At 45.9% G+C, this 23,915-nt stretch carries 21 protein-coding genes; 17 read left to right on the top strand and 4 right to left on the bottom strand.

Annotated elements, in window-relative coordinates; translation table 11 throughout:
- Positions 1 to 158: 158 nt before the first annotated feature.
- From BMW65_RS20190 to BMW65_RS20170, 5 genes are all read left to right on the top strand, one after another.
- Positions 159 to 551, top strand: coding sequence for an ArsR/SmtB family transcription factor (locus BMW65_RS20190; protein WP_177181235.1), 393 nt, complete (start codon positions 159 to 161; stop codon positions 549 to 551).
- Positions 505 to 1,455 carry an SRPBCC domain-containing protein gene (locus BMW65_RS20185; RefSeq protein WP_090608315.1) on the top strand — a complete coding sequence of 317 codons (951 nt, stop codon included), beginning with the start codon at positions 505 to 507 and terminating at the stop codon, positions 1,453 to 1,455. The genes BMW65_RS20190 and BMW65_RS20185 overlap by 47 nt, the downstream gene beginning before the upstream one ends.
- Before the next feature lie 50 nt (positions 1,456 to 1,505).
- Positions 1,506 to 1,970 carry an SRPBCC family protein gene (locus BMW65_RS20180; protein WP_245747706.1) on the top strand — a complete coding sequence of 155 codons (465 nt, stop codon included), beginning with the start codon at positions 1,506 to 1,508 and terminating at the stop codon, positions 1,968 to 1,970.
- 28 nt (positions 1,971 to 1,998) lie between these two features.
- The gene (locus BMW65_RS20175; protein WP_090608313.1) at positions 1,999 to 2,811 is read left to right on the top strand and encodes an AraC family transcriptional regulator; all 813 of its coding nucleotides are present in this window, start codon (positions 1,999 to 2,001) and stop codon (positions 2,809 to 2,811) included.
- A gap of 88 nt (positions 2,812 to 2,899) precedes the next feature.
- Positions 2,900 to 3,358, top strand: a complete 459-nt coding sequence (locus BMW65_RS20170) for a DUF6265 family protein (RefSeq protein WP_143053951.1) — start codon at positions 2,900 to 2,902, stop codon at positions 3,356 to 3,358.
- A 227-nt stretch (positions 3,359 to 3,585) separates the two neighbouring features.
- Here BMW65_RS20170 and BMW65_RS20165 read toward each other — a convergent pair whose 3' ends face one another.
- A complete protein-coding gene (locus BMW65_RS20165; RefSeq protein ID WP_177181234.1) occupies positions 3,586 to 4,260 on the bottom strand; it encodes a hypothetical protein in 675 nt (224 codons plus the stop codon).
- A 327-nt stretch (positions 4,261 to 4,587) separates the two neighbouring features.
- Between BMW65_RS20165 and BMW65_RS20160 the strand changes: the two genes are divergently transcribed.
- The gene (locus BMW65_RS20160; RefSeq protein ID WP_143053950.1) at positions 4,588 to 4,884 is read left to right on the top strand and encodes a hypothetical protein; all 297 of its coding nucleotides are present in this window, start codon (positions 4,588 to 4,590) and stop codon (positions 4,882 to 4,884) included.
- On the opposite strand, the gene BMW65_RS20155 is transcribed toward BMW65_RS20160, so the two are convergent.
- The 3 genes from BMW65_RS20155 to rsgA form a co-directional block, all read right to left on the bottom strand.
- Entirely contained in the window at positions 4,849 to 6,840 is a 1,992-nt protein-coding gene (locus BMW65_RS20155; protein ID WP_090608304.1) for a putative porin, read from the bottom strand. The two genes, BMW65_RS20160 and BMW65_RS20155, sit on opposite strands and share 36 nt — an antisense overlap.
- Positions 6,837 to 7,655, bottom strand: coding sequence for a purine-nucleoside phosphorylase (locus BMW65_RS20150; protein WP_090608302.1), 819 nt, complete (start codon positions 7,653 to 7,655; stop codon positions 6,837 to 6,839). Before BMW65_RS20150 ends, BMW65_RS20155 begins: the two co-directional genes overlap by 4 nt.
- A gap of 87 nt (positions 7,656 to 7,742) precedes the next feature.
- A complete protein-coding gene (gene rsgA, locus BMW65_RS20145; RefSeq protein WP_090608300.1) occupies positions 7,743 to 8,663 on the bottom strand; it encodes a ribosome small subunit-dependent GTPase A in 921 nt (306 codons plus the stop codon).
- A 204-nt stretch (positions 8,664 to 8,867) separates the two neighbouring features.
- Between rsgA and polA the strand changes: the two genes are divergently transcribed.
- From polA to secA, 11 genes are all read left to right on the top strand, one after another.
- Positions 8,868 to 11,669 (top strand): DNA polymerase I, encoded by a 2,802-nt coding sequence (gene polA, locus BMW65_RS20140; protein ID WP_090608298.1) that lies wholly within the window; start codon positions 8,868 to 8,870, stop codon positions 11,667 to 11,669.
- Positions 11,670 to 11,678: 9 nt separating this feature from the next.
- A complete protein-coding gene (locus tag BMW65_RS20135) occupies positions 11,679 to 12,815 on the top strand; it encodes a toxin-antitoxin system YwqK family antitoxin (RefSeq protein WP_090608296.1) in 1,137 nt (378 codons plus the stop codon).
- Between the two features lie 57 nt (positions 12,816 to 12,872).
- Positions 12,873 to 13,532: a phosphatidylserine decarboxylase family protein gene (locus BMW65_RS20130; protein WP_090608294.1), complete on the top strand. Its 660-nt coding sequence runs from the start codon at positions 12,873 to 12,875 to the stop codon at positions 13,530 to 13,532.
- Positions 13,533 to 13,547: 15 nt separating this feature from the next.
- Positions 13,548 to 14,585 carry a sensor histidine kinase gene (locus BMW65_RS20125; protein ID WP_090608292.1) on the top strand — a complete coding sequence of 346 codons (1,038 nt, stop codon included), beginning with the start codon at positions 13,548 to 13,550 and terminating at the stop codon, positions 14,583 to 14,585.
- A gap of 89 nt (positions 14,586 to 14,674) precedes the next feature.
- Entirely contained in the window at positions 14,675 to 15,322 is a 648-nt protein-coding gene (locus tag BMW65_RS20120; RefSeq protein ID WP_090608290.1) for a DUF47 domain-containing protein, read from the top strand.
- A 20-nt stretch (positions 15,323 to 15,342) separates the two neighbouring features.
- Positions 15,343 to 16,353, top strand: a complete 1,011-nt coding sequence (locus tag BMW65_RS20115; RefSeq protein ID WP_090608288.1) for an inorganic phosphate transporter — start codon at positions 15,343 to 15,345, stop codon at positions 16,351 to 16,353.
- A 416-nt stretch (positions 16,354 to 16,769) separates the two neighbouring features.
- The gene (locus BMW65_RS20110) at positions 16,770 to 18,161 is read left to right on the top strand and encodes an OmpA family protein (RefSeq protein ID WP_090608286.1); all 1,392 of its coding nucleotides are present in this window, start codon (positions 16,770 to 16,772) and stop codon (positions 18,159 to 18,161) included.
- A gap of 140 nt (positions 18,162 to 18,301) precedes the next feature.
- Positions 18,302 to 18,487 carry a CsbD family protein gene (locus tag BMW65_RS20105; RefSeq protein ID WP_090608284.1) on the top strand — a complete coding sequence of 62 codons (186 nt, stop codon included), beginning with the start codon at positions 18,302 to 18,304 and terminating at the stop codon, positions 18,485 to 18,487.
- Positions 18,488 to 18,558: 71 nt separating this feature from the next.
- Positions 18,559 to 19,329 (top strand): 5'/3'-nucleotidase SurE, encoded by a 771-nt coding sequence (gene surE, locus BMW65_RS20100; protein ID WP_090608282.1) that lies wholly within the window; start codon positions 18,559 to 18,561, stop codon positions 19,327 to 19,329.
- A gap of 285 nt (positions 19,330 to 19,614) precedes the next feature.
- Positions 19,615 to 20,454: a 1,4-dihydroxy-6-naphtoate synthase gene (locus tag BMW65_RS20090; RefSeq protein ID WP_090608279.1), complete on the top strand. Its 840-nt coding sequence runs from the start codon at positions 19,615 to 19,617 to the stop codon at positions 20,452 to 20,454.
- Between the two features lie 162 nt (positions 20,455 to 20,616).
- The gene (gene secA / locus BMW65_RS20085; RefSeq protein ID WP_090608277.1) at positions 20,617 to 23,913 is read left to right on the top strand and encodes a preprotein translocase subunit SecA; all 3,297 of its coding nucleotides are present in this window, start codon (positions 20,617 to 20,619) and stop codon (positions 23,911 to 23,913) included.
- Positions 23,914 to 23,915: the final 2 nt, after the last annotated feature.

Here is a 23,915-nt window from a genome sequence, read left to right as displayed (position 1 = left end):
GACAATTGGGTGGGGTAAACGGGACAGCCTGCGCACCTGGTATCCATCAGGAGGTTGTTGAAGAAACAACAGGGAAGATGACATTGGTAAGAAAATGAAAGAGAAACTTGCGCAAGTAAGTGCTTGCGTTTATATTTGCAAGCAAATACTTGCATAATATGGAGGCGCGGAGAGATGTTTTTCAGGCCATAGCGGATCCCACACGCAGGGCGATCATCAGCATGGTCGCCAGGGAGCCCACTAATGTGAACGCGATCGCCGAACGGTTCGACGTCAGTCGCCAAGCGGTGTCCCTGCACCTGAAAATCCTTGCCGAATGCGGCTTGCTGTCCATGAGACAACAGGGGCGCGAGCGCATCTGCGAAGCCAGATTGGAAAAACTTAGCGAAGTAAACGAATGGGTGGAGCAATACAGGCAATTCTGGACCCAGAAACTGGATGCGCTGGAAGATTACCTGAACAGCGTGACAGACAATAACCTATCAAACGATAAATCAGTAAACGATGAGAACCCCATTAGGAAAAATAACAAGGGAGAAAGACGGCTATAAAGTCGTTTTTGAAAGGGTGCTGCCCCATTCCATTGAAATGATCTGGAATGCCATCACCAACCCCGGGGAACTGAAATTCTGGTTCACCGATATTACGATGGACTTTCGTCCGGGAGGCACCATCACATTCCGGTTCAGGGACAAAGACCAATCCGAATCGTATGGCGAGATCGTAGCCATTGAGCCGCCCAGGCGGTTTGTCTGGACTTGGGAAGGCGAGCTGGCGGTTTGGGAACTGACTGCATTGGACGAACAGACCACAAGGTTGGTTTTCACCTACAGCAAGCTGGCAGCAGATTATGCGATAAAAGCCCCTGCAGGTTTCCACGATCTGCTTGACTTGTTGGCCGAACGGCTTGACGGCAGCGAAGAAGTATACCCGTTTGGAGCGGATGATACCGGATCCGAACATTTTGAGGTACGGATACGGTATGTCGAAGCCGTCTACGACAGCCATCCCGAGGTCATCAAAAACCCACCCGTGGTGGTTGAAAAAGAGCTCGATATTCCTGTAGAAAAAGTCTGGAAAGCGATTGCCAATAAGGATCAACTAAAACAGTGGTATTTCGATCTGGATGACTTTAAACCTGAGGTCGGTTTCCGCTTCACATTCCGGGGCCAAGGGCATAAGGGAGAGCAGTACATACACCTGTGTACGATTACCGAGGTCATCCCGCAAAGGAAACTGCAATACAGCTGGCAATATGAGGGGTATCCTGGCTATTCGCTGGTATCGTTCGAACTTTCCGAAATCGGGAGCAAAACAAGGCTGAGACTCACCCATCATGGATTGGAGACCTTCCCGCAGGACGGCCTCGATTTCGCGGGGAAGAGTTTCAATGGTGGCTGGAACGAAATCATCGGGAAAATGCTGCCGGGATTCCTAATGAAAGGAAGTCTCTGATGTCAGGATGGGAAAACGGAGATTAAAATTTAATTAAAAATATCAGAAAAATGGAAATGAACGCAACGCCAACAGTGGAATGCCAAATGATGATTCGGAAGCCGCTTGAAACGGTTTTCCAGGCATTCATCGATCCCGATGTAACAACCCGGTTCTGGTTTACCAAATCAAGCGGGAAATTGGAAGTGGGTAAAACGATTACGTGGGTATGGGAAATGTACAACGTTTCAGACGACGTGACTGTAAAGGAAATCATACCAGCTAAAAAAATTTCCATTGAATGGGACAACCCCGCGACAACCGTTGATTTTGAATTCACGGCCGTTACCGATGAAAATACTTATGTGGTGATTAGAAATTATGGGTTTCAACAAACCGGCGATGACTTAATCCGGACCATTAAAGACAACACGGGAGGGTTTACAACCGTATTGGACGGGCTGAAAGCCTGGCTGGAATTCGGTATCGAACTCAACCTGGTCAGGGATAAGTTTCCTGATATCAAACAAAATTAATGGCCAAAAAATTGTAAAATTGGGGCAGATGGATTATCAGACATTTGAACCAAGCAGGGACTTAAGTCCACTTGTGAAATGCTACTGGACACTGGAAAGTCCAATGGAAGAAAATCCCCGGCGGCAGACTATCGTGCCAGACGGCTGTATGGAAATGATTTTCCATTACGGTGACCTCTACAAACAATATATGTCAGATGGCTTGTGTGTAGTACAACCAAGGTCCTGTGTATTTGGGCAACTTACTCGGCCGCTGGAAATCGAGCCAATCGGGGAAACCGGTATTTTCTCCGTCCGATTTCATCCAGGGGGCTTTATGCCGTTTGCGACCATTCCCATAAAGGAAATGGATAACAAAGCGGTCGCATTGAAAAAATTATTCGGGAATGATGGAACCGCATTGGAATCTGCCGTCATGCATGCCAAAACCACGGTGGAAAAAATAAACGTCGTAGAATCCTTTTTATCGGGTAGGTTAACCCATGAAACCATTGACCGTTTCGTCCAGTCAGCGGTGGAAACCATCCTGTCTGCTAACGGACAAATTTCCGTCAGTTTGCTTTCTGGACAGACTAACATCGACAGGAGGCAATTGGAACGCAGATTTTCATCCGCCATCGGTCTAAGCCCTAAACAGCTTTCCAAAACCATCAGGCTACAAGCCACACTTAAATTATTGCTGGCTAAACAATATGCCAGCCTTACCGCTTTGGCTTATGCGGGAGCGTATTACGACCAGGCCCATTTCATCAGGGACTTCAAGGAGTTTACGGGGCTTACCCCAAAGGAATTCTATGGTGAAAACCTGGAAATGTCTTCCCTGTTTTACGGTACGGATTAGGCTTGTCGCGTTTATACAATTTTATATGCTGCAAGAACTGTTACTTTGCCAGCATCACATAAATAAAATGAATTCAAAACCTAAAACAATGCTTGCAGTTGTCGGTCTAATCATCTGTTGTGGTTGGACGGAACGGCAAATAGATGAAATCAAAAAGGCGGAATGGCTCTTCGGAACTTGGGAAAACAAAATGCCTAAAGGAAGCCTTTATGAAACCTGGAGCCAATTAAATGATGGTGAATTTTTAGGAAAAAGCTATTTCCTGAACGATGGGGATACGATATTGTTTGAAACCGTCCGATTGCTGGAAAAAGAGCAGAAACTGTATTATATCGTATCTGTGGCAAATCAGAACGATGGCTTGCCCGTTAGCTTTGCGTCTACGGCCGTCACGGACAATGTGCTGATCTTTGAAAATCCGCAGCATGATTTCCCGCAGGTCATCACGTACACGAAAATCAATGCCGATTCATTGGTCGCCGAGATTTCAGGAATGGCAAACGGGCAGGAACGCAAACAGCTGTTCCCAATGAAGCGGATCAGATAAAGGGCACAGGAAATCATAGCCGATGACGTTTAGTGGCTGGCGGAGCCAATCGATCGACTCAATATTAACAAAAACTCTTTTTCAGGAGCCTGAAATTCCTTTGCGAAACCGGCAAGGGATTTCCCTGTCCGGATTTTAACAAGTGATTTCTTAGCCTATTCGGGATGCATCTGTTAGAACCTTGGGACGGCAGGGTCAAGGCGACAATGGATTGTTCATCACCCAACTTAGGTATTCGCAGGGGTTTCGAATGCAGCAGCATATGAATAGCTGCGTATGCGATTGAATTCTTCGGGGCCCAAGTGAGAAAAGAACTGTTGGACGACTTCCAACGGAATTTCATAATCTCCGGATTCTGCTTTCCCTATAAAACGGAAAGCTTTCCGTTTCCAGATATGAAAAAGAATTGCAGGCGTAAGGTTGTCTCCGATCAGGGAAAACATGCTGTGGGAAAGGCCAGCCCGGCCCGAGTCATTACGATGGTGCGCAGACCATCTTTCAACAAATTCACAAAATGGAACAATCTGGTTTTCATCCAGGGTATTCATAAAATAGTCACGGAAGGTGTTCTCAACAATATTCGCGTCCTTTCCACGAAAAACCTGATCTACTGCCAGAAGAAGAAGGTCATCATGCTGATCACGCGGTGGAGTTCCTGACGTGCCTTGTTTTGGCCGAGACGTATCTGTGAGGTTGACAAGGTAGGGTTTATCCAAGAGTGACATGGCCAAAGGCAGATCAAAAGATTCTAATAATCGGCTATTTTTGGCTGAATAGTGTTGGTTATCGCGGTTTTTAATCTTATTCAAAGCGATGACCTGTTTCTTGAAAATCTCAATAGGGTGGACGCCAAAACTATTGATGTGAAAAAAAATAGATCCGTCAGAAGGTGTTTCCAACATTCCAAATCCTTTTTCCCGGTTATACCATTTTACGGCTCCCAGTATCATCTTTTTATCATTTTGGCGTAAAAATACAAGTAAATATGCGTTAATTTGTTATTTTATTGATGATTTAAAATTTCCTTCATATTCTGTTCATGCCAAGCCAATACGGTTTAGCCTCCAAATCACCGATAAATTTTTGACTTTTTATATTTCTATAAATGTCAATACTTATTATGAAACACATCCCTGCCCTTAAGAAGTACATCCCTATCATCACGGTTTTTTCTCTTCTGCTTGTCCCTTCATTAACCATCGGGCAAGATGCAAAATCAACGGTGTTGATTGGCTGATATCGCGAATTTCTGGAGAGTTTTTGACAGCGTGAAAACCACTACGGATATGTCAAACAGCAGGCATTCATCCACTCAGCAAACCATGGGCGATCTTGGCTATTTCATGGGATATGCAATTTGTAAATCGTACTATGAAAAGGCACATGATAAAAAACTGGCGATAAAAGCAATTATTGAGTTGGACTATGCTGACCTTGCTGCAACCAAGCAATTCCTGGAAAGCCGGGATACGATTTGTACAACTGAGCCATTAATCGTAAAACTTCCAAGATATTCCGATACGTAGATTGGCGTTGTTCATGGGATACCTGCGGACAGAATAGTAACCATCAGGCCACACAAACTGATTGATGAAATTGTAGCTTAGAAATAGGTTGGCACGCTTTAGCGTGGCGGTCGCCCAGACATCCACGATGGGATAGGTGGAAAATTCGATGCCTGCATTATCGTTGTAGAACTGGCCGATATTAATGGCATAAGACGGTGCGGGGAATGGTGTATTGAAACGGGTGTCAAAACCGAGGTTAAAATCTACAATTTTATAGAGCAACCCATTATAATAAAGGCTGTGCCAGGTGTATAATTCAGGGATGGCTAAGACGGCATTATAGTCGGACTTCTGATATACCGCATAATTGTCGAAATGAAATTTGCCAAACTTGAAATTTTGGCCAACGGTAATTTTCAGTAGGTTGATGTTGTTGCCAAGTTGAGCGGGCTCAATAATGCGAAGCAACCGGGCATCAACGGATGGATTGTCTATTTCCCGAAAATAAAGGTGGTTGGCAATCAAAAAATATTCAGTCTTTCCCGAAAAACCAATGGATGGGTTTTCATAGGCAAACGAAAAGTTTGTCGTCTTTGTCTTATCGAAATTGTGCTCCCATTGGTGGTACGTATAGTTGACTCGCTGGAACAGCCACTCGGGCGATTTATTTTGGAGGTACGCGCCCAGCACCACCCGACCGATGGTATTGCTGAGTAAGATGTCGGCTTTGGCTTCATAAAGATAATCGCCGAAATTTGCCCCTTGTACGATTTGGTTCAAATCACCGGTGATGCTCACCCGGTCGCTGAAGCGGTACCCGACGCCTGCTTTCAGTATGCTGTTTTGCAAAAACGTGCTATAGCCCCTATCCCGGTACCAATGCATGTCGTGTTGGTAGCCCAAGTCAAGTTTCACTTCGTTTTTGATAAACGCCAGGGATTTGCCCCTGAGGTAAAAGCTGTAACCAAAGTCATTGGTAATGGTCGTGACCTTGGTAGTATCTTGGGTTAGTACGTTGTCACCGAAAGGGAATGCATTATTAATATCTTCCTCATTCTTGTAAAATTGAAAATTGCGGAAACGCAGGTTTAAGCTATGCGACATGCGATTAGTCGGCAGGATTTGCTGCTCAGGTTTTTCGGCATTTATCGTATCTAAGCGGCCCACAAAAAGGCTTTGTCGGAGAAAAACACTGTTGTCACGCCAGGTATGCCTTGGCCGTTCATCACGTGTGCCCCGTAACCGGGTGGACTCCGAATCACTAGGCCCCCGTTCGGTATTTCGGAATAGCGTATCGTTGACTACAGACCCATTTTCGGTAGACGTAAGCCTGTTGAATACCGCGTTGGTCAATAGGTTATACCGGTGGTCGGAAGATTCATACCAGGCAAATAAGGCAGACTTTACATCGTTGTACCGTTGATTGATGTAATAGCCATCTGCCCGCGCCGCATGAAATTCGCCGCCAATATTAAGTCGGGGGGTGACGTTTTGTGTGACCTTCGCCCGGAGAATTTGATCGTCAAAAAAAAAGCCTACATTATACAATTCCGAAAACGGCGCGCGGGCTCGGTAATACTTAACGGAATCGGACTGGTAGAGAAAGCGCTCTAGGCTGTGAAACCCGGTTTGAAACCCAATGGTCTTATTAGGTACAAAAAGTAGGTCGCGCGTGGCAAGCCCATAACTGCCTAAATGGATGGATGGATTCCTTGGCTGGTTTTGTGGGTTGTAATACTGGAAGTTCTGATGCAACGTATCAATCTGATAGGTAAAGGTACCTTGTTTCATCATGGCCAAGGTCGTGTAGCGTACGTACCTCGCACTGTAGATAACCGTGTCTTCTTTGCCGTCTTCCGCGGCTCTTGCCGAGTCTAATGCACTGCTAAATTCTTCCTCCTCTTGGGCGTATACTACCGGCAGGAAAGAAATGGAGCATAGGACGAGCAGCAAAATGCGCAGAAGAACCTTCATCGCTGCAAAGCTACCAATTCTTTCAATATTAATGTCATTTTCGGTTCGGCCGTGGAAGCGACCTCCACGATCTCGGCAAGCGACACGGGCTGGAGGTCTTCATGGAATCCCTCATCGGTGACTACGGAGATGGCGAAAACGGGCAATGCCATATGGTTAGCTACAATTACTTCCGGTACAGTGCTCATGCCCACGATATCGCCGCCGATGAGGCGCATGTAGCGGTATTCGGCCCTGGTTTCTAAATTGGGTCCCGGGGTGGATACATAGACCGCACGATGGGCAGTGATGCTTTGGCGCTTGGCTATATCCAATCCTTCCTGAATCAATTGAGCGTCATAAGGACGGCTCATGTCTGGAAAACGGGGGCCGAATCTGCTATCGTTAGCTCCCCTTAAGGGATTGTCAGGCAGTAGATTGATATGGTCATCGATAATGGCCAGATCGCCTTTCAGGATAGTCGGGTTGAGGGAACCTGAGGCGTTGGATACAAACAGTTTTTGGATGCCTAATGCTTTCAGGACACGCACGGGAAAGGTGATCTGTTGCATGCTGTATCCTTCGTAGTAATGGAGGCGTCCCTGCATGGCTACCACACGCCGACCATTGAGTAGGCCAAAAATCAATTTGCCGGTATGGAACTCGACAGTGGAAATCGGGAAATTAGGAATATTGGCATACATCAATTGATGTGTGATAGCTACTTCGTCTGCCAGTTTTCCCAACCCGGTGCCGAGAATAATGCCAAACTCAGGTACAAAATCGCCGATGCGATGTTTAATGAATGCAGTGGTCTCTTCGATCAAATGGTACATGGTGATGACTTGTTTGTCAAACTTCCGTTTTTTTGAGCAAAGATGCAAAGTTTTGCATGCAAAGTACGCTGGTATTTGGGAATGAGCCTACGCGCGCGTATCATTGCCATGGTAAATACTGAGGTAGCTGTCATAGCGGCTTGGCGCAATATCGCCAGCTTCGAGTGCAGCCAATACTGCGCAACCGGGTTCGTTGATATGACGGCAATCGTTGAAACGGCAATCGTTCATCCGTTCGCGCATTTCAGGGAAAAAATGGCTCAGTTCCTGGGATTCAATGTCGATGACGCCCAGTTCGCGGATGCCTGGCGTATCGATAAGGCGGCCGCCAAACGGAAGCATGATCATTTCGGCAAAGGTGGTCGTGTGTCTCCCTTTGTCCGACCAGTCGGAGATATCTGCTGTGCGCAGCGCCGCTTGTGGATGGATGGCATTGATGAGTGTGGATTTCCCTACGCCGGAATGACCGGAAATTAACGTCGTTTTGTCTTGGAATAAATTTTTGATGCTATCGATATGCGTTCCATGAAGCGCGGAGACTTCAAAACATGGATAGCCAATGGTCTTGTAAATCGATTCGTATTCCCGCAGGATTTGTATCCCTTCCTCGCTGAATAAATCCAGCTTGTTGAATATCAACCCCGCAGGGATATCATACGCTTCGGCGGTGACCAAAAAGCGATCGATAAATCCCAACGAAGTGAAAGGAGATGCCAGGGTGACGACGAGAAACGCCTGGTCTAAATTGGCAGCGATAATCTGTGCCTGCTTCGATAGATTTACCGACTTTCGGATAATATAGTTGCGCCGCTCATCCAAGTGGACAATGATGGCCGTGTAGGGTTCGGCCTCGGGAGTGATAGCTACCCAGTCGCCAACGGCGATGGGATTCGTTGTCTTGATGTCTTTGGTTCTGAATTTTCCCTTGATGCGGCATCTGTAGATATTGCCGTCATCGGCAAGGACCTCATACCAACTTCCAGTTGACTTGGTGACGAGGCCTTTCATTTGGGTGCGAAATTATGTGCTAACGTGCATATCGTCATTGGTACAAAAGTCGGAAAAAAAACCACAATATCCCTATCTTTGTAACCACGCCAACGTGCTTTTGGGTGAAATTGTACGAACTGCCGCTAAAAAGTGGTCAACGGCTAAGGCCTGTCTGCCGATAGGCAAATAAGCTTCGCCGCCACTTAAAGACAAATTATTTGGATGAAAAAACTATTTCTTTTAGATGGAATGGCCTTGATCTACAGGGCTTATTTCGCATTGAGTAAGACGCCAAGGATTACGTCTACCGGATTTAATACATCGGCCATATTTGGATTTGCGAATACGTTGCTTGAATTGCTGCGCACGCAACAACCAACCCATATAGCCGTTGTATTTGACACCATGGCACCCACCAATAGGCATATCGAGTTTGAATCCTATAAGGCAAATAGGCAGGCAATCCCGGAGGATTTGGCGGCCGCAATTCCCTTTGTCTTTAAACTGGTTGAAGGGTTTAATATGCCCATTATCACGCTTGATGGCTACGAGGCAGACGATATTATTGGTACATTGGCAAAACAGGCGGAAGAAAAAGGGTATGCCGTGTATTGCATGACACCCGATAAAGACTTTGGCCAGCTCGTATCAGACAATATCTTTATCTATAAACCCGCGCGGCTGGGAAATGGGGCGGAAGTATTGGGTGTAAAAGAGATTCTGGAAAAATGGGAAGTGACTGATGTGAAACAGGTCATTGATATCTTGGGACTTTGGGGGGATGCGGTAGACAACATCCCGGGAATCCCGGGAATCGGAGAAAAGACAGCGAAAGACCTGATTAAGCGTTTTGGTTCGATGGAAAACCTATTGGCCAACACGGATCAGCTCAAGGGAAAGCAGCGTGAAAATCTGGAAACATTTGCTGAACAAGGGCTGATCTCGAAAAAATTGGCCACAATCCAGCTTGATGTCCCTATTGAATTGGATGAAGGGACATTGGCGATCCGCGAACCTGATAAGGAGGCGCTGGAGCCTTTATTTGCTGAGTTGGAGTTCCGCACGTTGGGCAAGCGTGTATTTGGTGAAGCGTTTAACGTGCTGGATGTAAAATCTGCAGCAGGTACCCAGATGGACCTGTTTGGTAACGTGGCCGCGGATAATAACGGCCTATCTGCCGCTGCCGTGGAATATGTACCGCCGGCCGCCGGGAAGAGCGTACACAACACGCCCCATGAATATATACTTGTGGATACTCCGGCTTTGCAGCAGGAGTTGGCGGCCCTGCTGTCACGGCAACGGTTCTTTTGTTTTGATACGGAAACTACCGGGACAGACGCCAATGCAGCGGATATCGTAGGTTTTTCATTTGCCATAGAGCCAGGCAAGGCTTGGTATGTACCCACACCTCCAGATCAGGAAGGCAGCCTGCGTATCCTGGAATATTTCAAGCCTGTGTTTGAGAATGAAGCTATTGAGAAGATCGGACAGAATATCAAGTTTGATATCTTGCTGTTGGCGCGTTATGATATCACAGTGAAAGGAGCGCTTTTCGATACCATGCTGGCGCACTACCTCATCGATCCGGACACCCGCCACGGCATGGACGTGCTGGCGGAAAATTACTTGGGCTATACGCCCATTCCGATTACCGATCTGATTGGCCCAAGGGGCAAGAACCAGGGCAATATGCAGGATGTGGATATGGAAACCATCAAAGAGTATGCGGCTGAAGATGCGGACATCACCTTGCAATTGAAAGCGGTATTCGAGCCGCTATTGGAAAAGGCAGAAGCGATGGAACTTGCCCAAAAGGTCGAATTTCCGCTGATTTACGTGCTTGCCGAGATGGAACAATGCGGTGTCAATATTGATTTGCCCGTGCTCCAGCAACTTTCGGCAATCTTGGCAACGGATATTGCGGACATCGAGAAGACTATTTATCAAAAGGCGGGTGTGCGGTTTAATATCGCATCGCCCAAGCAATTAGGCGAGGTGCTCTTTGAAAAATTACAGCTTGATCCAAAAGCCAAGAAAACAAAAACAGGGCAATATAAGACGGGAGAGGATGTCTTATTGACCCTTGCCACAAAAAGTGATATTGTAAAGGATATTTTGGAGTTCAGGCAACTGCAGAAGCTCAAATCGACTTATGTAGACGCCTTGCCCATGATGGTCAATCCAGCGACGGGCCGGGTACATACGTCTTATAACCAAGCGGTGGCGGCTACAGGGAGGCTCAGCTCGACCAATCCTAACTTGCAGAATATCCCCATTCGGACGGAGCGCGGGCGCGAAGTGCGGAAGGCATTTATCCCAAGGGGCGATGATCACGTGATCCTGTCTGCGGACTATTCGCAAATCGAACTGCGTCTCGTGGCCCACATGAGTGGTGACGAAGGTATGCTGGACGCTTTTGCCAAAGGGCTGGATGTGCATCGTGCCACGGCGGCAAAGGTATACGGTGTGCCCCTGGAGCAGGTGACCGCTGAGCAGCGCCGGAATGCCAAGGCGGTTAATTTTGGCATTATCTATGGCCAGTCGGCCTTTGGGCTATCACAAAACCTGGGCATCCCGCGCATGGAAGCAGCGCAAATCATTGACCAGTATTTTGCGCAATATCCCGGTATCAAAAAATACATGAATGATACCATCAATTTTGCCAAGGAAAACGGCTACGTGGAAACGTTGCTCAGGCGGCGGCGCTACCTGAGAGACATCAATTCGGCGAATCAGACGGTACGGGGCTTTGCTGAGCGAAATGCCATCAATGCGCCCATTCAGGGCTCAGCGGCGGATATGATTAAGGTAGCCATGATCGGTATCCATCAGGCCATCCATCGGCATGGCCTACAGGGGAAAATGACGATGCAAGTGCATGATGAATTGGTCTTTGATGTGCCGGATAGTGAGGTGGCTGTTTTCAAAGAGCTTGTGGAGGATCACATGAAAAACGCATTGGCGATGTCTGTACCTATTGTGGTGGAGCTGGGTGTGGGACGAAATTGGCTGGAAGCACATTGATGATAGAACATGGATAATCAACTTATAGGGCGGTTGCTGATAGGCTTGATGTTGCTTGTTCCGCAAGTGACCTTTGCAAATGACCGGGATACGGTACCGGCTAAACCGATATACTATGAAAAAGCGCCACATGGAATGACTCGCTTTTTCTATGATGACCATTATTTTCTCGCCGATAAAGACTGCCAGTTCAAGGCAATAGAGCGTGTTGCAGCATATGACTTTGAGGCGCAGGTGTTTGTAGGGGAATTTACAGACTTCAATAATTGGGGCAGGGCCATTTTACGGGGAAATTACCGCAATGGCAAGAAGGACGGGGCATTTAAAGCCTATCATCCCAACGGGCAATTAAAGTGGGAAGTTTCCTACATGCAGGACAGGCCACGGGGACTATGGAAATATTACTACCCGGATGGAAAACCACTACTTGAAGTGATGTATGACGATGAAAAGGTCTTGATTCGTAATTTTTGGGATCAACGGGGAAGGCAGCGCGTCGTTGACGGAAACGGGCGGTATGATTTTGCCATAGATACGGATGGTTACAATCCGTTCGGCTACATGCGCTACAGCCGCAAGGGGAAAGTGGTGGACGGGTTTCCCGATGGGGTTTGGACGATAACATATCTATTTGAGGATGGGAATACGGAAGGAGCGGGGCATGAATTGTACCAAAAGGGTAGGTTTATACGGGGATATGAGACCTATGAAGATAGGGAGTTTCACGATGCCCCGAAATACGGCATACTGCCGACGTCCTTTTTTGTCCGTGCAGACTTGATGATCGGAAAAGGCTGCACAATTGATGAATATAGCGGTTTTACAAATTATTTAAGCGAACATTTGGAAGAATGGTTTGATGGCGAATTAGACGAAATGCCTGATCCGGTGCAAATCGAGTTTTCAATTGTAGTGAGGAAAAATGGTGCACCGGAAAGGGCCGAAATGGAGGCTACATTTGGCCAAAAGCAGTATGCTGATTTGCTATTGGCAGGGCTCAGTTGGGTCAGCTTTTGGTTTCCTTCTTACGCAGATGGCGCGTATATTGATGACAAACTTACCGTCACTATGGAGGCATTTCCCGATGCTGCCGAACGTAAATTGCGGTTTTATAATGTCACCATCCAGCGTGAAAAGGGGATATGATGTGAATACTTGCACATGAACACAAGTTTGGCTAAGTTTGCCTACTAATTTTGACGCATGACCATTCATAAAGAAGGATATACCAGCATCGCAATCGTCGTCTTGGTCATTTTTGTGGCCAATGCATTGGCCCACTATTTCATTCCAGATAACAGATTCGTCATATGGACGATTTACGTCCTTTCTTTCGTGCTATTGGTGGCGATTTTGCAGTTTTTTAGAAACCCCAAAAGACGCATTATTACCGATGAAAAACTGATCCTGTGCCCGGCAGACGGGAAAGTAGTGGTCATCGAAGAAACCGAAGAATCCGAATACTTTAAGGACAAACGCCTACAAGTGTCTATTTTCATGTCGCCCGTCAATGTGCATATCAACCGTAATCCAGTATGCGGAATCGTCAGTTTCTTTCGCTACCATCCCGGTAAATATTTGGTGGCTTGGCATCCCAAATCATCAACATTGAATGAACGGACAAGCATTGCCGTGCGGACGCATACGGGAAAAGAAATTCTTTTCCGTCAGATTGCTGGTGCAATGGCACGACGGATCGTATGGTATGTACAGGAAGGCGTGGAAGTAAAGCAAGGCGAAGAATTCGGATTTATTAAGTTTGGCTCCAGGGTGGACGTTTTTTTGCCGCTGGGCACCCAGGTCGATGTGAAAATCGGTGACAACGTCTCCGGTGGACTTACAGTATTAGGGCGCTTTGCATAGCGATTTATTGTTGTCATGAGATTTATCTTACTCGTTTTTATCAATGCATTTGCAGTGGGACTTTCCATCGCCTGTGTGAATTTTTATTTTCAGCACAGCTGGCAGCATTTTTTCGTCACCTTCGCGATATCGTTGACCATCAGTTTTCTGGCGTTTTACTACCTGTTTCAACGATACATCTACAACAAGATAAAGCTTATTTATAAGCTCATTCACAACCTTAAACTGGGTAAAGATCTGAAAGAAGCGCTGGGCGAGAAGATGAGCGATGATCCCATCAATGACGTGGAACAACAGGTAAGGGACTGGGCGAAGGAAAAAAAGAAAGAAATCGATACGTTGAAAGAACAGGAGCGGTTCAGGCGTGAATTTCTTGCCAATATTTCCCATGAGTTTAAAACACCACTTTTTGCCATTCAGGGTTATGTGGATGCATTGCAAGACGGCATGATGCTGGAAGACCCGGAATTGGCGACGCAGTTTTTAATGAAGGCTTCCCAAAATCTTGACAGGTTGACATTTCTCATCAAGGATTTGGATGAAATCTCGAAGCTTGAGAGCGGCCAAATACCGATTAACTATGAAAGGTTTGATTTGGTAGCGCTTATCAAAGAAGTATTGGAGTCCATGGAAGATAAGGCAGGTATGCACGATATCACCTTGGTGTTCAAAGAAAAATATCAGCATCCAATGATGGTGCGGGCAGATCGGGAAAAAATACGGCAGGTATTTGTCAACCTTATCGACAATTCATTTAAATATGGCAAAACCAAAGGGGAGACGAATGTCCGGATTTATGAATTGTTTGAAACCGTATTGGTAGAAGTGACCGATGACGGCATTGGCATTGAAGAAAAGAACTTACCTAGGGTTTTTGAACGGTTCTACCGAACCGATAAAAGCCGGTCGCGTAAAATCGGAGGCTCGGGGCTGGGGCTTTCTATTGTAAAACACATTATCGAGGCACACCAACAAACCATCAACGTGCGCAGTACGGAGGGAGTAGGAACTACGTTTGCCTTTACGCTGGAAAAAGTGAAGCTCACGATTTAAATCGAACGGAAAGGTTTAATGCAGTGTGGCTTGTTAATTAACATTAAGTTAACATTAACATCATATTTTTGCAGAAAATATTTTGTTCTATGTCGCTTAATAGCATATTCCAGTATTTTGTTCCCAAAGACAAGAAATTCTTTCCATTGTTTGAACAAGCCAGTAGTAATCTCATCGACATGGCGAAATTGCTGAAAGAACTGGTGAACCTCTCGGATCCCGGTAAGCGAAAAGAACTTACCCGGAAAATTGAAGATTTAGAACACCGTGGCGACGATATTTCGCACCAGATACACTTGGAATTGGGGAAAAATTTCATTACGCCGTTTGATCGAGAAGATATTCACACATTGACCAGCTCGTTGGATGACGTAGCAGATTTTATCCACGGGTCTTCTAACCGGATTGAATTATATAAACTGGAAAAAATCACGGATCCCATTATCGAGATGGCGGATTTGATTTTGGAGGCCACAGAAGACGTCGCCAAAGCGGTACACGAGCTGCGCAATTTAAAGAATATCCGAAATATTACGGATTCCTGTGTGCGTATCAATAGTATTGAAAATAAAGCGGACTATATTTTTGATAAGGCCGTAGGGGAGTTGTTTGAATTTGAAAAAGATGCCATCGCGCTTATTAAATATAAAGAGGTGTTGTCTGCCATGGAAACGGCTACCGATAAATGCGAAGACGTCGCCAATGTATTGGAAAGCATTTTAGTGAAAAACGCCTAAATCAGTAATTCGCAGCGCATATGGTCACCACGCTATTGGTCATTGTCATCATCCTCGCCATTGCATTTGATTACATCAATGGGTTTCATGATGCCGCCAATTCTATTGCAACAATTGTTTCTACCAAGGTATTATCGCCTTTCCAAGCCGTGTTGTGGGCAGCAGCCTTCAATTTTGCGGCCTATTTTTACTTCACGGATCATAAGGTAGCCAATACGATAGCCAAAACGGTATTGGAAGAGTACATTACCCTGGAGGTGATATTTGCGGGACTGATGGCTGCCATTGGATGGAATTTGTTTACTTGGTATTATGGTGTTCCTTCCAGTTCTTCCCATACATTGATCGGTGGTTTTGCGGGGGCCGGAATGGCGCATGCTTTTATTTTGGGCGATAGCGCCATAGGCGCGATAAACGTAGGCGCGACATTGCAGATTATCTCATTTATCGTGCTCGCGCCATTAATCGGTATGTTTATCGCCGTGATTATAACGTTAATTATCATCAATATTTCCAAACGAGCCAGGCCTGCTGTTGCCGAATGGTGGTTTAGAAAACTTCAATTGGTTTCCTCCGCGGCATTAAGCTTTGCCCATGGTGGCAATGACGCCCAGAAAGTGATGGGTATCATCTTCGTTGCCATGGTGGCTGGAGGTTATCTGCAATCCGGAGATTCCATGCCCGAATGGATACCGCTCGCCTGTTATTCGGCCATTGCTTTGGGTACAATGAGCGGTGGGTGGAAAATCGTAAAGACCATGGGAACCAAAATCACAAAGGTAACGGCTTTGGAAGGTGTAGGGGCAGAAACCGCGGCGGCGGTGACATTAGGAATTACGGAGCATTTCGGTATCCCGGTATCTACCACACATACCATTACGGGATCCATCATTGGCGTAGGGGTAGTGAAGCGCGTTTCAGCAGTAAGATGGGGGGTCACCATAAGCCTATTGTGGGCATGGATTCTGACCATCCCGGTGTCAGCGATTTTAGCCGGCATTACCTATACCGTCATCCATTACTTGTTTTAATGAAAAAAGGCAATAGGCAGACTGAAATAAAACTTTTGTTTTTTTTAGGAAACAAGATGATTAATTGATACATTTACAACGTTTTTTGCCTGACTGACCATTAAAAAGGACATGCTGGAGGTTGAATTGTAGGTGAAGTATCAGGTGCTCCAAGGCTTTTCATGCAAGAGACAAGACAGCTGGATGAACGGATTCGGTTTCAACAAAGCCAGGGGGCCTATATAAATAGCTGTATAGTAAATAGATAAGTTCTTTTTTTTATGATTTAGCGGCTATTCACGCCCCGTTTTTTTTATAAAATCATAAAAAAAAGAAAAAACTGGAATAGTATTTGCAAATATTGCGTGAATCAAACTATTGGTTATTTTTGCGAGAAATTAGACAATTAAAAATTTTTAACCTTAAAAAAACAGAGTATGAATTATTCTACAATCAAAACGGCGGTTGCTTGCTCGCTCGTTGCGGCCTTAGGGTTTGCTGAAACAGCACAAGCTCAGGAGCCGACTGTATTTGGAGGAAGATCCCAATACAGGACGTGGACAATTGGCGTTAATGGTGGTTTTACTACGCCATCGGTGCTTATCGGTGGTTCTAATTCTTTTGGCAAGGAATTGGGTCTTTTTGAATATAAGCTTCGTGAGTACTATGGAATTTCACTCCGCAAGCAATTCTCAAACTGGTTTGGATTAGAAGGTAATGTAAACCGTGGACGCATTTTCGCCCATAACGAAGGCGGTGCTAAAACTTGGTATAACACCTCTTGGCCAGGCGTAGATCCAGCAGGATACGAATCTGCTGAGACTTCAGTACAGTATTCTGCAAGCATCAATGGTGTATTCCAATTTGCAACCATCGATTTCCTGAGAAGGGAAAATGCAGTTAATTTCTATGCAAGCGTAGGTTTGGGCTTATTGGCTTACAATCCAGTTGGCTATACCGATGCTGAAGGTTCTACCGGTGCTTGGGACAATGGTGGCAACTGGGGACAAGAGCGCAGCGACGGTGCAGAATTGACCGGCGATAAGGATTACAAGAAAGCAACTAACATTCCTGTTGGCGTTGGTGTGAAGTTCAAATTGTCCGATCGCGTAGCCCTGAACTTGGGTTACACCATGAACTTTGTAGACGACAAGACGTTGTATGGTCCAGTACTTGACCGTGCTACGAACGATAAGTTCTCTTACACTTACGCTGGTTTAGAATTCTCTTTGGGTTCTTCTTCAAAACCAGATTTGACTTGGCACAATCCGGTGTCTACCTTGTATGACGAGTTGAAAGACCCTTCATTGCGCAACGAGCTTGAAGCGTTGAAACAACGTGTTTCTACATTGGAAGGCCTTGTTGACGAGTTGAGCCGTGACGAAGATGGTGACGGTGTATCTGATAAATTTGACAAGTGCCCAGGTACTCCTGCTGGTACTCAAGTAGATGGTGCTGGTTGCCCAATCAAATTCCCTGAGCCGGTAGTAAAAGAAACAGTATCAGCTACTTATTCGAACATCCAGTTTGAGTTTGATAGCTCAGTATTGAAAACTGAATCTTATGCTACGCTTGATCGGTTGTCTTCTGAATTGCGGGAAAGTGGTGCAACGGTAACGTTGGATGGCCACGCTTCTGCTGAAGGTTCTGAAGCTTACAACTTGAATTTGTCAAGGGATCGCGCTAATTCAGTAAAACAATACTTAGTGAACTCTGGCGTAGATGCAGCTAAAGTTAACGTTCAAGCTTTCGGTGAATCAGCTCCGATTGCTTCAAACGCAACTGAAGAAGGCCGCGTGCTTAACCGCCGTGTCGAAATCAAAAAATAAGTAGGTTCTTCGTTTAGAATCCGCCTAATAAAACGGCCACCTGTTGAAGGTGGCCGTTTTTTTTGACTCAAAACGCTCTTTTTCGAAACTTTTCAAATGCCCCATTGTTTACCAATCAGAGATAAATTAAAAATTGGATTATGAGCAACTTGAAGTTAAAAGGAAATTGGAATGAGTTGAAAGGGAAGGTCAAACAGCAGTATGCGGAATTGACGGATGACGATTTGCTGTATGAAGAAGGCAAGGAAGATGAATTGGTCGGTCGTATCCAAAAGAAGACCGGCAAGGCACGTGACGAAGTGGTCGATTGGCTTAATAAGTTGTAGATAACGCCAATAGTTGAGGGGGGAGCGTTACGGATAATTGTCCGTAACGCTTTTCTTTTTAACTTAGTCCCATGACAAAGAAAAGACCTGCTATACTCGTCGTTAATGACGACGGAATCACAGCACCAGGCATTAAGGTATTGATTGAAGAAATGCAAAAAATCGGCGACGTGACGGTGGTGGCACCCGAAGGGCCACAATCCGGCACCGGCCACGCCATTACCATTGGTAAGCCGCTGCGTATTGATCGCATTTATATATATCCAGAGGTCGAAATGTATAAGTGTTCAGGTACGCCGGTGGATTGTGTGAAGTTGGCAGTGAATAAGGTGTTTAAAGGGAGGAAGCCGGATATTTGTGTGTCGGGTATCAATCACGGGCTCAATAATTCCATCAATGTGCTGTATTCCGGTACCATGTCAGCAGCGGTGGAAGGAGCCATCGAAGATATCCCCTCCATCGGTTTTTCATATGACGATCTGGAGTACGATGCCGATTTTACCCGATGCAGGCCTTATGTAAGTGCGATAACAAAGCAAGTGCTCGCTAATAAGTTGCAGAAAGGAACATTGTTGAATGTGAATTTTCCCAAGGGACACATCAAGGGAATTAAAATCTGTAGGCAGGCGGATGCGAAATGGGCGGAAGAGTTTGATGAACGGACAGACCCCAGCAACCGAAGCTATTATTGGCTTACAGGGGTATTCCAGCTACGGGATAGAGGGGAAGATACCGATGTATGGGCGTTGCATAATGAGTATGCCTCGATCGTGCCCGTGCAATTTGATATGACCGCCCATCATGCAATTCCCGAGCTCAACTCCTGGGATTTTGAAGTTTAACGAGCCAATGAAATTATCAAGATTGCAAAGGAATTCTTTCCCGTTTGGTTGTCTGGTCGGTTTACTGGCACCAATCGTTGCCTACGTCATTACAGCTTGGTTTGCTTCGTTCAATATAATTATCGGGGGCAAACCCTTGGGATTATATGTCATCGCAGCGTTAATTAACCTGTTGTTTGTCCGTTTTTTCTACCGAAACGGGCTTGAACGGAGCGCTCGTGGCGTCATTTTGGTTACCTTTGTGTCCGTATTACTGTTGATTTTTATAGAGAAGTTGTCGCTGATATGAAGCTATCCCTCGGTTTTTCCCCTTGCCCCAACGATACGTTTATTTTTGACGCATTAATCCATCATAAAATTGATACGGAAGGTTTGGAATTTGAGGTGTCTTATGAAGATGTAGAAACGTTGAATCATAAAGCATTCCAAGGGGAGCTGGACATCACTAAACTAAGCTATCATGCTTATGCATATGCGGTAGAAAATTATGTGCTGTTGGATGCAGGAAGTGCGTTAGGTTTCGGGGTAGGACCATTGCTTATCTGCCAACGCCCCGAATTGGTAGCGCAGCTATCCGCTGGATCCGACCTCAAGGTAGGTATACCGGGGAAGTATACCACGGCCAATTTTTTGTTGGGCTTGGCCTTTCCTGAATTGAAAAATAAGCAAGAGCTGGTGTTTTCAAGCATTGAACAGGCTTTGGTCGATGGGAATATCGATTTGGGGCTTATTATTCATGAAAACCGATTTACTTATCAGGACAAAGGATTGTATAAAGTAATTGATCTGGGCGACTATTGGGAAAAAATGGCGAGCGCACCCATACCATTAGGAGGAATCGTAGCGAAACGGCAATTGCCAGATGAGGTAAAACATCGGATCGATAAGGTCATTCGCAGAAGTGTAGAATATGCCTTCGCCAACCCTAAATCTGGTATTGAATTTATCCGTTCGCACGCCCAGGAGATGAGCGAAGACGTCATGTATAAGCATATTGAGTTATACGTCAATCGTTTTTCAATATCGCTTGGTGTGGAAGGCCGCGCTGCGATACTTACCTTGTTTAATAAAGCGTGGGAATTGGGTGTGGTGCCCCGGACGACCAAAGACCTATTCCTATCTTAGATTCGGCTGATACGCGGCCATTCTTGGAAAGGCTATCTCACATCTCCTATCCCAAATCTCAAATCTAATAACTAACTTTGCCCGATATGCCATAATGACGGTAATGTGTTTTGGTGCTATTATTGACGATGTTGGTGTATTATTTTAGTAAACAATTAGCTGATGTTAACATTCTTAAGTAAAATATTTGGTAGCAAGTCTGACCGAGATATTAAACATATACAACCTTTGGTAGAAAAGATCAAAGCAGAATATGTAAAACTTGAAGGTTTGACCAATGATGAGCTCCGCGCTAAAACGGCAGACTTCAAACAACGTATCACCGAATACCTTGCCGATATCGATAAGGAAATCAGTAACCTGAAGGCGGAAGCCGATCAGGAGGAGGTGGATATGATCCAGAAGACGGCCATTTATGACAAAGTGGATAAGTTGGGAAAAGAACGCGATCAAAAGCTGGAAGAAGTATTGATGCAAATTCTTCCCGAGGCCTTTGCTGTCGTGAAAGAAACGGCACGTCGATTTACTGAAAATACGGAATTGGAAGTGACAGCTTCAGATTTTGATCGGGAATTGGCAGCATCAAAGCCCCATATACAGATTGTCGGAGATGGAGATAAAGCCCTATGGAAGAATAAGTGGATAGCTGCCGGCAATGAAGTGACATGGAATATGGTGCATTATGATGTGCAGCTTATCGGGGGTATCGTGCTCCATGAAGGGAAAATTGCTGAAATGGCTACAGGTGAAGGTAAAACGTTGGTAGGTACGCTTCCTGCATACCTAAACGCATTGTCTGGCCAGGGCGTACACATCGTCACGGTAAACGATTACCTTGCGCGCCGTGACTCCGAATGGAACGGCCCGTTGTTTGAATTCCATGGGCTGCGGGTAGATTGCATCGATAAGCATCAACCGAATTCACTTGCCCGGCGTAATGCCTATGCAGCAGATATCGTATTTGGCACCAATAATGAGTTTGGTTTTGATTACCTGCGTGACAATATGGCGCAATCACCTGATGCGTTAGTACAACGAAAATTGCACTTTGCCATGGTGGATGAGGTAGACTCGGTGTTGATAGATGATGCACGTACGCCGTTGATTATTTCAGGCCCGATTCCCCGGGGCGACCAGCATGAATTTTACGAACTCAAGCCGCGGATAGAACGGTTGGTCAATACCCAAAAAGCGTTTATAAACGGCGTGCTGAACGAAGCAAAAAAAGCAATCGTTTCCGGTGATGCCGGTGTGGAAAGTGGTGGACTTGCGCTCCTACGTGCTCATCGTGGCCTGCCTAAAAATAAAGCGCTGATCAAGTTTCTCAGCGAAGGCAGCAACCGGCAGATCCTTCAGAAAACAGAAAACTATTACTTGCAGGAGCAAAGCAAGAATATGCCCAAGGTGGATGCCGAGCTTTATTTTGTGATTGACGAGAAGAACAATCAGGTGGAACTCACCGAGAAGGGCATCGAACTCATCACGGCCTCTGGCGAAGATCCCAATTTCTTTATCATGCCGGATGTAGGCACGGAGGTCGCGGAGATTGAAAAATCGGGGCTGAATCCGGAAGACAAGTTGACTAAAAAAGAAGAATTGATGCGTGATTTTTCTGTCAAGTCTGAGCGTATCCATTCCGTAAATCAACTGCTGAAAGCGTATACCTTATTTGAACGGGACGATGAGTATATCATTGATGAAGGCAAGGTGAAAATAGTGGATGAACAGACGGGCCGGATTATGGAAGGGCGCCGCTATTCGGATGGCTTGCATCAAGCGATTGAGGCCAAGGAAAATGTAAAGGTGGAGGATGCAACCCAAACTTACGCCACCATTACGTTACAAAACTACTTCCGTATGTACCATAAGCTGGCCGGTATGACCGGTACAGCAGTTACAGAAGCCGGGGAGCTTTGGCAGATTTACAAGTTGGACGTGGTGGAGATTCCGACGAACGTACTTACCCAGCGTGAAGATAAGCACGACCTGATTTACCGTACCGCCCGTGAAAAATATAATGCCGTGGCGGAGGAGATTCATCAACTCACCCAAGAGGGCCGTCCGGTGCTGGTAGGTACGACCTCCGTGGAGATTTCAGAATTGTTAAGCCGTATGCTTAAACTCCGTGGTGTAAAACACAATGTGCTGAATGCTAAATTGCACCAACGCGAGGCAGACATTGTTGCCGAGGCTGGACAGGCTGGGATGGTTACCATTGCTACCAATATGGCCGGCAGGGGTACAGATATCAAGCTTGGCCCGGGAGTAAAAGAGGTCGGTGGTTTGGCAATTATCGGTACCGAACGTCATGAGTCGCGCCGGGTAGACCGGCAATTGCGCGGACGGGCAGGGCGGCAAGGGGATCCGGGGTCTTCCCAGTTTTTTGTATCGCTCGAAGACCCCTTGATGCGTTTGTTTGCTTCTGAACGTATTTCCAACATTATGGTGCGCATGGGCGTGCAGGAGGGCGAAGTGATGCAGCATAGCATGCTCACCAAATCCATTGAACGGGCGCAAAAAAAGGTAGAGGAAAATAATTTTGGAATACGCAAACGGCTGTTGGAATATGACGACGTCATGAATTCCCAACGGACTGTCATTTATGCCAAACGTAAAAATGCACTGTTTGGCGAGCGCCTGGATGTCGATTTGAATAATACGATTTTCGACGTGGTGGAAGATATCGTGGCAACGTATAAGGAGTCTGGCACTTACGATGATTTTCAACTGGAAGTGATTCGGGTATTTTCCCTGGATCCCGAAATTGATGCAGATGAATTTGCACATAGCAACTTGGTGACACTCACCGATAAGCTGTTTGCCCAAGTCATTAGCTACTACCACGAGAAAGCGAACAAAATAGCAAAACAGACATTACCTGTACTGACCGACGTATTTGCCTCAAGGGGCGGGCAAATTGAAAATATCGTCGTACCCTTCTCCGATGGTTTGAGGGGAATACAGGTAGCTACCAACCTGAAAAAAGCGGTAGAATCCGGTGGTAAGGAAGTATTTAAATCATTTGAGAAAGGTGTTGTTCTTGCGTTGATTGATGAGGCTTGGAAGGAGCATCTCAGGGACATGGATGAGTTGAAGCAATCCGTGCAGAATGCGGTGTATGAACAAAAGGATCCGATTATCATTTATAAAATGGAGGCCTTCAACCTGTTTAAGCAGATGCTGGTGAGCATGAATAAAGACGTTGTGGGATTCCTATTTAAGGGCGAAATACCTAATCAACAGCCGCAGGATGTACGAGAGGCACGGCCATTGCCCCGCCAGGAAGCTAAGGTACGGACATCCAAGCCTGAATTGGTGGCATCTGGGGGCGGCGCGCCTGCAGAAGATACCCGTGAGTTACAGCGTACCCAGCCGGTACGTAACGAACAGAAAGTGGGAAGAAATGATCCTTGTCCTTGCGGCAGTGGCAAAAAATATAAAAATTGCCATGGCGCATAAGC

The sequence above is a fragment of the Parapedobacter koreensis genome (assembly GCF_900109365.1).
GTDB lineage: Bacteria > Bacteroidota > Bacteroidia > Sphingobacteriales > Sphingobacteriaceae > Parapedobacter > Parapedobacter koreensis.
The sequence above is the reverse complement of the archived record's forward strand: the minus strand, read 5'-3'. Positions and strand labels throughout refer to the sequence as shown.

Excerpts from the sequence above, each read along its gene's own strand:
- BMW65_RS20190 (WP_177181235.1), top strand. The coding sequence starts at position 159 with ATGGAGGCGCGGAGAGATGTTTTTCAGGCCATAGCGGATCCCACACGC.
- BMW65_RS20185 (WP_090608315.1), top strand. The coding sequence starts at position 505 with ATGAGAACCCCATTAGGAAAAATAACAAGGGAGAAAGACGGCTATAAA.
- BMW65_RS20180 (WP_245747706.1), top strand. The coding sequence starts at position 1,506 with ATGGAAATGAACGCAACGCCAACAGTGGAATGCCAAATGATGATTCGG.
- BMW65_RS20175 (WP_090608313.1), top strand. The coding sequence starts at position 1,999 with ATGGATTATCAGACATTTGAACCAAGCAGGGACTTAAGTCCACTTGTG.
- BMW65_RS20170 (WP_143053951.1), top strand. The coding sequence starts at position 2,900 with ATGCTTGCAGTTGTCGGTCTAATCATCTGTTGTGGTTGGACGGAACGG.
- BMW65_RS20165 (WP_177181234.1), bottom strand. The coding sequence starts at position 4,260 with ATGTTGGAAACACCTTCTGACGGATCTATTTTTTTTCACATCAATAGT.
- BMW65_RS20155 (WP_090608304.1), bottom strand. The coding sequence starts at position 6,840 with ATGAAGGTTCTTCTGCGCATTTTGCTGCTCGTCCTATGCTCCATTTCT.
- BMW65_RS20150 (WP_090608302.1), bottom strand. The coding sequence starts at position 7,655 with ATGTACCATTTGATCGAAGAGACCACTGCATTCATTAAACATCGCATC.
- rsgA (WP_090608300.1), bottom strand. The coding sequence starts at position 8,663 with ATGAAAGGCCTCGTCACCAAGTCAACTGGAAGTTGGTATGAGGTCCTT.
- polA (WP_090608298.1), top strand. The coding sequence starts at position 8,868 with ATGAAAAAACTATTTCTTTTAGATGGAATGGCCTTGATCTACAGGGCT.
- BMW65_RS20135 (WP_090608296.1), top strand. The coding sequence starts at position 11,679 with ATGGATAATCAACTTATAGGGCGGTTGCTGATAGGCTTGATGTTGCTT.
- BMW65_RS20130 (WP_090608294.1), top strand. The coding sequence starts at position 12,873 with ATGACCATTCATAAAGAAGGATATACCAGCATCGCAATCGTCGTCTTG.
- BMW65_RS20125 (WP_090608292.1), top strand. The coding sequence starts at position 13,548 with ATGAGATTTATCTTACTCGTTTTTATCAATGCATTTGCAGTGGGACTT.
- BMW65_RS20120 (WP_090608290.1), top strand. The coding sequence starts at position 14,675 with ATGTCGCTTAATAGCATATTCCAGTATTTTGTTCCCAAAGACAAGAAA.
- BMW65_RS20115 (WP_090608288.1), top strand. The coding sequence starts at position 15,343 with ATGGTCACCACGCTATTGGTCATTGTCATCATCCTCGCCATTGCATTT.
- BMW65_RS20110 (WP_090608286.1), top strand. The coding sequence starts at position 16,770 with ATGAATTATTCTACAATCAAAACGGCGGTTGCTTGCTCGCTCGTTGCG.
- BMW65_RS20105 (WP_090608284.1), top strand. The coding sequence starts at position 18,302 with ATGAGCAACTTGAAGTTAAAAGGAAATTGGAATGAGTTGAAAGGGAAG.
- surE (WP_090608282.1), top strand. The coding sequence starts at position 18,559 with ATGACAAAGAAAAGACCTGCTATACTCGTCGTTAATGACGACGGAATC.
- BMW65_RS20090 (WP_090608279.1), top strand. The coding sequence starts at position 19,615 with ATGAAGCTATCCCTCGGTTTTTCCCCTTGCCCCAACGATACGTTTATT.
- secA (WP_090608277.1), top strand. The coding sequence starts at position 20,617 with ATGTTAACATTCTTAAGTAAAATATTTGGTAGCAAGTCTGACCGAGAT.